Origin of the sequence: Vibrio sp. 14N.309.X.WAT.E.F5 (genome assembly GCF_030397615.1) — a bacterium.
Lineage (GTDB): Bacteria > Pseudomonadota > Gammaproteobacteria > Enterobacterales > Vibrionaceae > Vibrio > Vibrio lentus.
On the sequence record NZ_JAPNXR010000019.1, the window covers coordinates 64,008 to 76,642 of the forward strand.

The following is a 12,635-nucleotide window of genomic DNA, read 5'->3' on the forward strand; positions in this document are numbered from 1 at the left end:
AGAACGCTGGCTTAGGCCGGCGTTTTTTATTTGGGCTCATGCCGTATTAAGTTTCACATCAGCTTGACCCACAATTTGTTATTTTATCCAGATACAAAAAACCGGCTCTAGGCCGGTTTTTTATTAAGCATATCTTGAGAAACTAAGCCATTAAGCTTCAGTTTTGCCCCAAGTATCACGTAGGCCAACCGTACGGTTGAATACTAGAGCGTCTGCTTTCGAGTCTTTCGAATCTACGCAGAAGTAACCTGTACGTTCAAACTGATACGCTTGCTCTGCCACACCTTCTGCTAGGCTAGGCTCAACAAAACCGTTTAGCGTAACAAGTGACTCAGGGTTAAGCGTTGCAGCGAAATCATCAGCAGCGGCTGGGTTTGCCACAGTGAATAGACGATCGTACAAACGAATCTCAGCAGGCAATGCTTTATCAGCCGATACCCAGTGGATAACGCCTTTCACTTTGCGGCCATCTGCAGGGTTCTTACCGAGTGTTTCATTGTCGTAAGAACAGAAGATAGTCGTAATGTTGCCTTCTGCATCTTTTTCGATACGTTCAGCTTTGATCACGTAAGCACCACGTAGGCGAACTTCTTTACCTAGAACCAAACGCTTGTACTTCTTGTTTGCTTCTTCACGGAAGTCGTCACGTTCAATCCAAACTTCGCGTGTAAATGGAACTTCACGAGTACCCATTTCTGGCTTGTTCGGGTGGTTTGCCACTGTCAATGTTTCTACTGTATCAGCGTCGTAGTTTTCAATCACGACCTTGATCGGATCAAGAACAGCCATTGCACGAGGTGCATTTTCGTTGAGATCATCACGGATACAAGATTCAAGTGAACCAAACTCAATCATGTTCTCTTGCTTAGTCACACCAATACGCTTACAGAATTCACGGATAGAGCTTGAAGTGAAACCGCGACGACGTAGACCAGAGATAGTTGGCATACGTGGATCGTCCCAGCCTTCAACTAGGTTTTCAACCACAAGTTGGTTCAGCTTACGCTTCGACATTACCGTGTATTCAAGATTCAGACGGCTAAACTCGTATTGACGAGGTTGGCAATCAATCGTGATGTTATCTAGAACCCAGTCATACAAACGACGGTTGTCTTGGAATTCAAGAGTACAGATAGAGTGCGTAATACCCTCTAGCGCATCAGAGATACAGTGAGTGAAGTCGTACATTGGGTAAATGCACCACTTGTCAGCAGTCTGATGGTGGTGAGCAAAACGAACACGGTAAATAACTGGATCGCGCATAACCATGAATGAAGAACTCATGTCGATCTTTGCACGTAGACATGCTTTGCCTTCCTCGAAGCCACCGTCACGCATTTTCTCAAATAACGCTAGGTTTTCTTCAGGGCTGCGATCACGATATGGGCTCGCTTTACCAGGCTCTTTCAATGTGCCACGGTACTCACGGATTTGATCAGGACTTAGCTCGTCAACGTACGCTAAGCCTTTATTAATTAATTCCACAGCATAAGCGTAAAGCGTATCGAAGTAGTTTGATGAGTAACAAATATCACCAGACCATTCGAAGCCTAACCAGCTTACATCATTCTTAATTGACTCAACGTATTCAACGTCTTCTTTTTCAGGGTTTGTATCATCGAAACGAAGATTACACTGTCCCTGGTAGTCCTGAGCAATACCAAAGTTCAAGCAAATAGATTTAGCGTGACCAATGTGCAGGTAGCCATTTGGCTCCGGCGGGAAACGAGTATGCACGCTACTGTGTGTACCATCCGCTAAATCTTTATCGATAATTTGGCGAATGAAATTCGATGGACGAGCCTCAGCTTCACTCATCTATAGCACCTCTATGTATTTAGTATTGTCAGAGAAAGTTATCTTCCATCCCCAAGAAAAAGGCGGCTTTTGCTGCCTATCAAAGATAGAAAGATCATTGTTGCTAATCATCCACAATTCTTCGCCTTTGCACAATAAGAACCATCAGTTAATTGTGATTATTTCTTCTATTCGCTGAAGAATAGAACGAACCTTGTTCACTGCCCTTAAATGACAGGCACAAAAAAGCCTCCCGTTTGGGAGGCTTTCAATTTGAAACTTAATTAAGAGCAGTTGTTACGTCTTAATAAGTACTTCCTTTACTATGGAAGTTTTACATCAGATAGGTCTTCACCAGCACCGATAGCTTTCATTTCGCCAGCTACGATTTCAGCTAGTGGGCCTAGGATAACCTGTAGGTTGTTCTCACCCAGTTTAACCACACCTTTAGCGCCAAGTTTCTTAAGAACAACTTCATCAGCGATAGAGCGGTCTTTTAGCGTTAGACGTAGACGAGTGATACAAGCATCGATTGAAGTCAGGTTTTCGTGACCACCTAGAGCTTTAAGGTATTGACGAGCAACTTCACCTTTTGGAGCGTCGCCAGCAGGAGCAGCTACAGCTTCGTCATCATCTTCACGACCTGGCGATTTCAAGTTGAAAGCGCGGATTGCGAAAGAGAAAGTGAAGAAGTATAGAGCACCGAATGCTAAGCCAATCAATAGTAGAGTGAATGGTTTAGTTGCTAGACCCCAGTTCAATACGAAGTCGATTAGACCAGCAGAGAAACCGAAACCGTGCAGAGTACCAAACATGTTAGCAACAACTAGAGACAGACCTGTAAATACAGCGTGCATTGCGTATAGAGCAGGAGCTAGGAATACGAACATGAATTCTAGCGGCTCTGTGATACCTGTTAGGAATGAACAGAATGCAACTGAGAACAGTGCGCCACCAACTTGGCTACGTTTTTCAGCAGGAGCAGCTAGGTACATTGCAAGAGCAGCACCAGGCAGACCGAACATCATTACTGGGAAGAAACCGTTCATGAATACGCCAGCGCCTTTATCGCCACCGAAGAAACGGTGTAGGTCGCCAGATTTAACAGTGTCAGTCACTTCTTTAACTACAGTAGTGATTTCTGGAGTTACAGAGTTAGCGAATGTGAATGTGTGTTCTTGGCCAACAACTAGAGTTTTAGCAAGTGCAGGGTCAACACAAAGTTGAGTGATGTTAGCGAATGCGCCTTGACCAGCAACAACGATTTCTTGACATGTACCCATACCGAACCAGAAGTATGAGTTCAATACGTGGTGTAGACCTACAGGGATAAGTGCACGGTTAAGAGTACCGTAAACGAATTGGCCAACAGCACCAGACGTTGATACCGCGTGAGCTAATGCATCTAGACCAGATTGAATACCAGGCCAAACCACACCAGACACAGCACCTGCAACAAGTGCAAATAGACCGGCCATGATAGGTACTAAACGTTTACCCGCAAAGAAAGCCAGCCACTCAGGAAGGCGTGTTGCATGGAAAGCGTTGTAAGAGTGACCTGCGATGATACCTGCGAAGATACCGCCGAAGAATGACATGTTAACGTCAGCGTTGATTGTCGTTGCTGTCGCTGTTAGTACGAAGTAAGCAACTGCACCAGCAAGACCCGCTGCGCCGTTACCATCTTTAGAAAGACCAATCGCGATACCTAGACCAAATAGCAGTGGTAGGTTACCGAAGATAGCACCACCAGCTTCTGCCATGAATGGAATATCAAGTAGATCGCCTTGACCTAAACGTAATAGAAGCGCCGCAATCGGAAGCGTTGCGATAGGTAGCATTAACGCCTTACCCAGCTTCTGTGCATATCCTAGAATATTCACCAGTTGTTTCCCCCTATAGGATTTTTTAGAATTCGTTTGAGAAACTTATTTTAGTCGCTCAATTTAGTCCTATTCAGTGTATTCAATTAATTTTGCTCCGCAAATTAAAACCTTACCATTTGTGATCCTAATCACCAGTTTTTACCAAATCCAGAGGTTTTTGCTAGCGAGATCATAAAACTTATTTTATCATTCAAAAAAATGAACATTTATAGATAAAATCTAAACCTAATCATTAGGTAAAAATATGGTATATCTCGGCTTACATTGCCGTATGAATAATCATTAACAATGAACCTAAATGTATAATAACGATCAATTGTTCATATATTTTTCAATAACTTAAATAGCCTCACATTTTGAAGCCGTTTGCCCATAAAAGATAAATCGTTACGTAAATGATGCTCGCAAACTAAGTCCACATTTAGGTAACGAACAAATTTAAAAGATCTCACGAAATAAGGATTAGCTGACTATGTACGCGCTAAGTAACTGTAAAATTTACACTGGTAGTGATGTTCTGACCGATCATGCTGTTGTAATCGAAAACGAACTGATCAAAAAAGTCTGTCCTATCTCTGAATTGCCAGAAGGAATCGAGGTTCGCGATCTAGACGGAGCAAACCTAAGCCCAGGTTTCATTGATCTACAACTGAATGGTTGTGGTGGTGTAATGCTTAACGATGAGATCACAGCAGACACCATGCAGATCATGCACAAAGCAAACCTTAAATCTGGCTGTACTAGCTTCTTACCAACGTTAATCACTTCATCAGATGAAGATATGCGTGCGGTTATCACTGCAGCTCGCGAGTACCACAATCAATACCAGAACCAATCTTTAGGCCTACACCTTGAAGGTCCATACCTAAACGTTGCGAAAAAAGGCATCCATAGCGTCGATCACATCCGCAAATCTGATAGCGAAATGATTGAGCTGATTTGTGAGAACAGTGACCTTGTTGCGAAAGTAACACTGGCTCCTGAGCTTAACGACCCAGAGCACATCGAGCGTCTGCGTAAAGCTGGCGTAGTTGTATCTATTGGTCACACCAACGCAACGTACGCAGAAGCGCGTCAAGGCTTTGAGTCAGGTATTACATTTGCAACTCACCTGTTCAACGCGATGACTCCTATGGTTGGCCGTGAACCAGGCGTTGTTGGTGCGATTTACGATACTCCTGAAGTTTATGCGGGCATTATCGCTGACGGCTTCCACGTTGATTACGCAAACATTCGAATTGCGCACAAAATCAAGGGAGAAAAGCTTGTATTAGTGACGGATGCCACAGCTCCTGCAGGTGCTGACATGGAATACTTTATTTTTGTCGGTAAGAAAGTATATTACCGTGATGGTAAGTGTGTTGATGAAAACGGCACACTAGGCGGCTCAGCTCTGACTATGATTGAAGCAGTTCAGAATACAGTTGAGCACGCTGGTATCGCTTTAGACGAAGCTCTTCGCATGGCTACTCTATACCCAGCTACGGCTATCGGTGTAGAAAGCAAGCTAGGTCGAATCAAAAAAGGCATGGTTGCAAACCTTGCTGTATTTGACCGAGATTTTAACGTTAAAGCGACTGTTGTTAACGGACAATACGAGCACAATTAAGTATGAATGGCGGACAAATAGGTAACGTAGATTTAGTTAAACAACTAAACAGTGCGGCGGTATACAGACTTATAGACCAACAAGGGCCTATCAGTCGTATACAGGTGGCTGATGTAAGCCAACTCGCACCGGCAAGTGTTACAAAAATTACCCGCCAACTTTTAGAGCGCGGCCTAATTAAAGAGGTTGCGCAGCAAGCGTCTACTGGCGGTAGACGCGCTATCTCCCTAACCACAGAAGTAGAACCTTTTCATTCTGTTGCTGTGAGATTAGGCCGAGACTATATTCAAATAAGCCTTCATGACCTCGGAGGTCGTGAATTGGCTTTCTTACAGCAAGACCTTAATTATTCAGATCAGTCAGACCTTACCCAAGGCTTGGTTAATAATTTGAAGGCTTTCATTGCTGAACACCAACCAAAGATCGACCAGTTGATCGCAATTGGCGTGACTCTTCCAGGCTTAGTAAACCCAACAACCGGTGTTGTTGAGTACATGCCAAACACAGATATCGACAACTTGGCTTTGAGCGACATCATTCGTGACACGTTCCATGTTGCTTGTTTTGTGGGTAACGATGTTCGAGGAATGGCGCTTGCTGAGCATTACTTTGGCGCAAGTAAAGATAGCCAAGACTCGATTCTAGTCAGTGTTCACCGTGGTACCGGTGCCGGTATTATCGTTAATGGTCAGGTTTTCTTAGGACACAACCGTAACGTGGGTGAGATTGGTCATATCCAAATTGATCCACTCGGTGAGCAATGCCAATGTGGTAACTTTGGTTGCCTTGAAACCGTAGCGGCCAACCCTGCCATTGTTGAACGAGTTCAAAAGCTCATTAAACAAGGTTACGAGTCTTCGCTAACAGAGCTTGAACACATCACTATCCAAGATGTTTGTGACCATGCGATCAATGGTGATGAACTTGCTAAGCAGAGTTTAGTTCGAGTGGGCAATCAGTTAGGTAAAGCTATCGCCATGACGATTAACCTGTTTAACCCTCAGAAAGTCATCATTGCTGGTGATATTACGAAGGCACAAGAGATTGTTTTCCCTGCAATTAAGCGCAATGTAGAGAATCAGTCGTTAACGACTTTCCATAGCGGCCTGCCTATTGTAGCATCACAGATCGATAAGCATCCCACGATGGGAGCTTTTGCAATGATTAAGCGTGCCATGCTCAACGGTGTGCTACTTCAAAAGCTACTCGAAGACTAAAGAAAACCATTCTGATTTTCCGCGGGCCGTGTTTGTATAAACACGGCCCGTTTTTTTAAGCTAGGGAACTACAACAACAAGTTATGGAACTTATATTAATATCCACTGCGTTTATTGCAGGATTTATTGCTTTAAAGTGTCACCTTCCCCCATTGGTCGGCTTTTTGGTCGCAGGCTTTGGGCTCTTTGCTCTGGGCTTTGAAACCAATGACACCATCATTACTTTGGCTGATCTAGGTGTCACCCTACTCCTCTTTACTATTGGCTTAAAACTCGATATTAAAACCCTGCTCTCTAAAGAGATCTGGGCTGGCGCGACAATCCACAACCTTTTATCCACTCTGTTTTTTGCGGTCGCCCTGTTTGGTTTTAAGTTCCTAGGTATTTCCTCGCTGGCAGCCATGTCAATGGAACAGATCGTCCTTCTCGGTTTTGCCCTTTCATTCTCTAGTACTGTATTCGCGGTTAAGTCTCTGCAAGAGAAAGGGGAAATGAATGCAACCTACGGAACGTTAGCAATTGGCATTCTGGTTATGCAGGATATCTTTGCCGTGGTCTTCTTAACGGCATCGACAGGCAAGATTCCAGAATGGTATGCCATCGCACTGTTCGCTTTGCCGTTCTGTCGTCCATTATTCTACAAAGTCCTCGATTGGGTTGGTCACGGCGAAATGCTGGTGCTGTTCGGTATCTTCTTCGCATTAGTGGTCGGTGCAGGCTTGTTCCAATTTGTAGGCGTAAAACCAGATCTAGGCGCCCTTATCTTAGGTATGTTGTTAGCTGGTCATCCAAAAGCTTCAGAGCTTTCGAAATCGCTGTTTAATCTAAAAGAACTTTTCCTAGTCTGCTTCTTCTTGAATATTGGCTTATCTGAGCAGCCTACCATTCAGGGCTTTATGCTCGCTGTCTTGTTCTTATTGTTACTGCCAGTTAAAGGCATTCTGTATTTCTTGGTACTTAACCGTTTCAAGTTCCGTGTTCGAACATCTCTACTCGCCTCTCTGTCACTGTTTAACTACAGTGAATTTGGCCTCATTGTTGGTGGCCTTGCCTTTAAGATGGGTTGGATGTCTGGTGATATCTTAGTTGCCGTGGCGATTGCAGTATCACTCTCGTTCCTAATCGCAGCGCCTCTAAACAAAGCGGGCCACAAACTTTATCAACAATCGGGGAAGTGGCTAAAAGAACACGCTGCTGAGAAGCTCCACCAACGTGACAAACGAATTGATCCAGGTCGTGCTCAGGTGCTTATTCTTGGTATGGGCCGCATTGGCACTGGTGCATACGACGAGCTACGTTCACGCTACGGTAAAGTGAGTTTAGGTGTCGAAGTTCGTGAAGACGCGGCACATAACCACAGAAGCCATGGAAGAAACGTTATTTCCGGCGATGCAACTGACCCAGATTTCTGGGAGCGTATCTTAGATACAGCAAACGTGAAGTTAGTGATCTTGGCTATGCCTCATCACCAAGGTAATCAAACCGCTTTAGAGCAATTGAAGTCACGTAACTTTAAAGGCCAAATTGCCGCGATTGCTGAATACCCAGATCAACTAGAAACATTAAAAGAAAACGGTGTCGATGCTGCTTTTAACATTTATAGCGAAGCAGGTAGTGGTTTTGCTCGACACGTATGTGAACAACTAAACCCAAACATCAATAAGATCTAGTCCTAAACATTGTCTAGTTAACCTCTCAAAATTGCTGTTCTTTTGCACTTTTGAGAGGTTTTTGTTTAAAAAACCAACCGCAATTAGACATTAATCACCAAAACAACTTTAAAATTAGATAACTTCTAACATAAACCCCTTTATATTATTTTTTTGCTCACATTCGGTTGCTTTTTTTAGCCAGAATGGCAAATTGAATACAGTTGATTTAGAAATTATTTAAAAGGAAGTTCTATGTGTTCAGTATTTGGCATTCTCGACATTAAAAGTGATGCCGCAGCACTTCGCCCTATTGCTTTAGAAATGTCTAAAAAGCTTCGTCACCGTGGCCCTGATTGGTCTGGTATCTATGCTGGTGAAAAAGCAATTCTTGCTCACGAGCGTTTGGCTATCGTTGGTCTTAACAGTGGTGCACAACCACTATACAGCCAAGATAAAAAGCACATTCTTGCAGTGAACGGCGAAATTTATAACCACAAAGAACTTCGCGCACGCTATGAAGATAAGTACCAGTTCCAGACGGATTCTGACTGTGAAGTTATCCTAGCGTTATACCAAGAAATGGGCGCAGACCTTTTAGAAGAGCTTAACGGTATTTTCGCATTCGTTTTATATGACGAAGAAAAAGATGAATACCTAGTGGGTCGTGACCACATCGGTATCATCCCGCTTTACCAAGGCTACGATGAGCACGGTAACTATTACGTTGCTTCAGAAATGAAAGCATTAGTTCCTGTATGTAAGACGATCAGTGAGTTCCCTCCTGGTAGCTTCTACTCTTCAAAAGATGCGGAGCCTCAACGCTACTACATCCGCGATTGGAACGAATACGCTGCCGTTCAAGGTAACAGCACAAGCAAAGAAGAGCTGACTGAAGCACTAGAAGCTGCAGTTAAGCGTCAACTAATGACTGACGTGCCTTACGGGGTACTTCTATCGGGTGGTCTTGATTCATCAATCACATCTGCTGTCGCTAAACGTTTTGCGGCAATGCGTATTGAAGATGATGAGCAATCTGAAGCTTGGTGGCCGCAACTGCACTCATTTGCTGTTGGTCTAGAAAACGCGCCTGATCTGATCGCTGCACGTGAAGTTGCAGATAAGATTGGTACCGTGCACCACGAGATGACTTACACCATTCAAGAAGGCTTAGATGCAATCCGTGATGTTATCTACCACATTGAAACTTATGATGTAACGACCATCCGTGCTTCAACGCCGATGTACTTGCTAGCTCGTAAGATCAAAGCAATGGGTATCAAGATGGTACTTTCTGGTGAAGGTGCTGATGAAATCTTTGGTGGTTACCTGTACTTCCACAAGGCACCAAACGCGAAAGAGTTCCACGAAGAAACGGTGCGTAAACTTCTTGCTTTAAGCATGTTTGATTGTGCTCGTGCGAACAAATCGTTGGCGGCATGGGGTGTAGAAGGCCGAGTACCATTCTTGGACAAAGAGTTTATCGACGTCGCTATGCGTCTGAACCCTGAAGACAAGATGTGTGGCAACGGTAAGATGGAGAAACACATCCTACGTGAGTGTTTTGAAGACTACCTACCAGATTCAATCGCATGGCGTCAAAAAGAGCAATTCTCTGACGGCGTAGGCTATGATTGGATTGATACGCTGAAAGCAACCGCTGAAGACAAAGTAACGGACAAACAGATGGAAACGGCTCAATTCCGCTTCCCTTACAACACACCAACGACGAAAGAAGGCTACGCTTACCGTGAAATTTTTGAGGAGTTATTCCCTCTAGAGTCAGCGGCAGAGTGTGTTCCTGGTGGTCCTTCTGTTGCATGTTCATCAGCAAAAGCCATTGAATGGGATGAGTCATTCAAAAACTGTGTTGACCCATCTGGTCGTGCGGTACAAGCTGTTCACAACGACTCTTACTAGAGTCTAGGTACAAGTCAAAAACAAAAAAGGCGCACTATGCGCCTTTTTTTAAGCCTGTTTTTTATTGCTGCACTTATGCATGAGCTTGTAGTGCTTCGTTCTCTATGCTGATCGGCACAACTTGACTGATCATCTTCACGAGCATAATAGAGCGTGCTTCTCCATCCTTTTGATGGAAAATAGCCTCTACCCCAGCAAACTGACCACTATTGATTTTGACCACTTGCCCTGATTCAAACTCAACACAGCACTCTTCAGGTTCATCTTCGCAACACTTCTCAAACTCTTTCAGTTCATACACTAAGTCGCCTTGGACTTCATGTGGCCTTGCGCCAAACTTAATAAAATCGACGACACCACGCGTTGAACGAACAGTAGTAAAACTTGGACCCTGTTCGTAGTCGAAACGTACAAAGATGTAAGATGGGAATAGCGGTTCTTTGACCTGCTTCTCTTTCCCTCTAACGACTTTCTTAACATCTATTTGAGGATAAAAGCACTCTACCCCTTGATTCTCTAAGTGTTGTTGAGCACGCTTCTGATCACCGCGCTTACAATAAAGTAAATACCAACGTTTCATTTTACTAGCCATTTTCTATTTTGGGACATATTACCACAAGCCTAAAACGGTTAATCACCGTTAATAAAATGAATCCTGATAAGCAATGAATAATGCGTAACAGACCAACTTATCAACAAAAAGCCATAGGGACAAAAAGTGGTTAAGTATTGTACAGGGAACATTTACAGATAAAAAGTCGCATTATTGTAAGGCTATGTATGCTACACAGATAAAGAACGTCATTCCATTTATTTTCAAGAAACATCCAACAAACCAATAAATTCAACCATTAGCATTCGATAATTCTTTTAAAAAGAACATTATGCGCTCAACTCAAAACTGGAAAATTAGTTTGCAGCACGCGCTATCTGGGCAACATTATCAATAAAACCCATTATTTTCATAAACTTATAAAAAATTAGTTATCGTGACCATAAAAGACGGCTATTGCAGATGGTTATTCCACTCTGTATACATAAGGAACTATAAAATCTTTTAATACCTAAAATTAGTAAAACTTATGCCAAGCAATCACAACATATTTGGCCACCCTAGAGGCCTATTTCTACTCTTTAGCACCGAGCTATGGGAACGTTTCTCCTACTATGCAATGCGTGCAATTCTTGTTTTATTTCTTACCGATACCACTATCAATGGTGGCCTTGGTTGGTCAACTAAAGATGCCCTCGACCTTTATGGTATCTACACCGGTTTAGTCTATATCACACCATTAATCGGCGGCTGGCTTGCCGATAACTACTTAGGACAACGTAAATCGATCCTAGTGGGTGGTGTATTAATGGCATTAGGCCAATTTACGCTTGCTCTTCCTAACGGCGCTATTGGCTTAGACCAAGTAAACGCTCTTTATCTAGGTTTAGCACTGCTTATCAGTGGTAACGGTATGTTTAAACCAAACATCTCGACCATGGTTGGCGACCTATACCAAGAAGGCGATAACCGACGTGACGGCGCTTTCACCATTTTCTACATGGGCATCAACTTAGGCGCGCTACTGGGTGGCTTAATTTCAGGTGCTGCAGTTAACTCGTTCGGCTGGAAAGCTGGCTTCCTAGCCGCTGGTATCGGTATGGTTATCAGCTTAGTTATGCAGTTGACGATGGCTCAATCATGGTTAGGCAACATTGGCTCAGTACCTGCAGCTGCACGAGCGAAAGCGCTGAACAAATCAAAAGAGAAAACACCACTGACCAAAGAAGAGTTCGACAGACTAAAAGTGATTCTGATTATGGGTCTGTTCGTCATTGTTTTCTGGGCTGGCTTTGAACAAGCTGGCGGCCTGATGAATATCTACACTCAGCAATATACTGACCGTATGATTGGTGGTTTTGAAGTTCCAGCTGCATGGTTTCAATCTCTAAACCCATTCTTCATCATCACCCTCGCACCTATCATTGCGGCGTTTTGGGTCAAGCTTGGTAAGCGTGAACCAAACTCTCCAGTGAAATTTGCGATGGCTTTGTTCTTCCTAGCTCTAGGCTTTGTGTGCATGATGGGCGCAGTAATGGAGCAAGGCGGCGACCTAACAGTAAAAACATCAATGCTGTGGCTAGTCGGTGCTTTCTTCTTCCATACCCTTGGCGAGCTTTGTCTATCTCCTATTGGCCTGTCGTTGGTCACTAAGTTAGCTCCGCTTCGTCTCGCATCGTTAATGATGGGTGCATGGTTTGGCTTCAATGCTGTCGCAAACTACGTAGCTGGCCTTGTGGGTTCTCACGTTGGTGAGCTTGGCGCAATGTCTATCTTCGGTGGTATCGCAATTACAGCGACAATAAGTGGCGTCTTACTGCTTCTTTGTGCTGGCAAGCTTGTATCATGGATGCATGGTGTAGAAACCAACATGACGCTTGAATCAGAGCCAAAAGCAGAAACTTCGGTTGCTTAATAGCTAGACCGATTTCAAGAAGAAACATCAAGACCAAAAAGGGCTGCTCAATGAGCAGCCCTTTTGTTATCTATTCAATCGACATATCA

At 43.8% G+C, this 12,635-nt stretch carries 8 protein-coding genes; 5 read left to right on the top strand and 3 right to left on the bottom strand.

Annotation, left to right across the window (positions count from 1 at the left end):
• Window positions 1-150 precede the first annotated feature (150 nt).
• Both glnS and nagE read right to left on the bottom strand, forming a co-directional pair.
• Complete coding sequence (gene glnS / locus OW495_RS18055) at window positions 151-1,818, bottom strand: glutamine--tRNA ligase (RefSeq protein ID WP_017106120.1); 1,668 nt, start codon at window positions 1,816-1,818, stop codon at window positions 151-153.
• 302 nt (window positions 1,819-2,120) lie between these two features.
• Window positions 2,121-3,680 carry an N-acetylglucosamine-specific PTS transporter subunit IIBC gene (gene nagE / locus OW495_RS18060; RefSeq protein WP_017110333.1) on the bottom strand — a complete coding sequence of 520 codons (1,560 nt, stop codon included), beginning with the start codon at window positions 3,678-3,680 and terminating at the stop codon, window positions 2,121-2,123.
• Window positions 3,681-4,155: 475 nt separating this feature from the next.
• Between nagE and nagA the strand changes: the two genes are divergently transcribed.
• The 4 genes from nagA (at window position 4,156) to asnB (ending at window position 10,078) form a co-directional block, all read left to right on the top strand.
• Complete coding sequence (gene nagA / locus OW495_RS18065) at window positions 4,156-5,292, top strand: N-acetylglucosamine-6-phosphate deacetylase (RefSeq protein WP_017106118.1); 1,137 nt, start codon at window positions 4,156-4,158, stop codon at window positions 5,290-5,292.
• 2 nt (window positions 5,293-5,294) lie between these two features.
• Entirely contained in the window at window positions 5,295-6,509 is a 1,215-nt protein-coding gene (locus OW495_RS18070) for an ROK family protein (protein ID WP_017106117.1), read from the top strand.
• Between the two features lie 83 nt (window positions 6,510-6,592).
• The gene (locus tag OW495_RS18075; protein WP_102306532.1) at window positions 6,593-8,179 is read left to right on the top strand and encodes a cation:proton antiporter family protein; all 1,587 of its coding nucleotides are present in this window, start codon (window positions 6,593-6,595) and stop codon (window positions 8,177-8,179) included.
• Between the two features lie 234 nt (window positions 8,180-8,413).
• Window positions 8,414-10,078: an asparagine synthase B gene (asnB, locus tag OW495_RS18080; protein WP_102276093.1), complete on the top strand. Its 1,665-nt coding sequence runs from the start codon at window positions 8,414-8,416 to the stop codon at window positions 10,076-10,078.
• 73 nt (window positions 10,079-10,151) lie between these two features.
• Here asnB and rfaH read toward each other — a convergent pair whose 3' ends face one another.
• Window positions 10,152-10,658 carry a transcription/translation regulatory transformer protein RfaH gene (gene rfaH, locus OW495_RS18085; protein ID WP_102306531.1) on the bottom strand — a complete coding sequence of 169 codons (507 nt, stop codon included), beginning with the start codon at window positions 10,656-10,658 and terminating at the stop codon, window positions 10,152-10,154.
• 502 nt (window positions 10,659-11,160) lie between these two features.
• On the opposite strand from rfaH, the gene OW495_RS18090 reads away from it, so the two are divergent.
• Window positions 11,161-12,546, top strand: a complete 1,386-nt coding sequence (locus OW495_RS18090) for a peptide MFS transporter (protein ID WP_289887646.1) — start codon at window positions 11,161-11,163, stop codon at window positions 12,544-12,546.
• Window positions 12,547-12,635 lie beyond the last annotated feature (89 nt).

Bases quoted from the DNA above. Each gene is read 5' to 3' on its own strand.
- glnS (WP_017106120.1), bottom strand. From the start codon at position 1,818: ATGAGTGAAGCTGAGGCTCGTCCATCGAATTTCATTCGCCAAATTATC.
- nagA (WP_017106118.1), top strand. From the start codon at position 4,156: ATGTACGCGCTAAGTAACTGTAAAATTTACACTGGTAGTGATGTTCTG.
- OW495_RS18070 (WP_017106117.1), top strand. From the start codon at position 5,295: ATGAATGGCGGACAAATAGGTAACGTAGATTTAGTTAAACAACTAAAC.
- OW495_RS18075 (WP_102306532.1), top strand. From the start codon at position 6,593: ATGGAACTTATATTAATATCCACTGCGTTTATTGCAGGATTTATTGCT.
- asnB (WP_102276093.1), top strand. From the start codon at position 8,414: ATGTGTTCAGTATTTGGCATTCTCGACATTAAAAGTGATGCCGCAGCA.
- rfaH (WP_102306531.1), bottom strand. From the start codon at position 10,658: ATGAAACGTTGGTATTTACTTTATTGTAAGCGCGGTGATCAGAAGCGT.
- OW495_RS18090 (WP_289887646.1), top strand. From the start codon at position 11,161: ATGCCAAGCAATCACAACATATTTGGCCACCCTAGAGGCCTATTTCTA.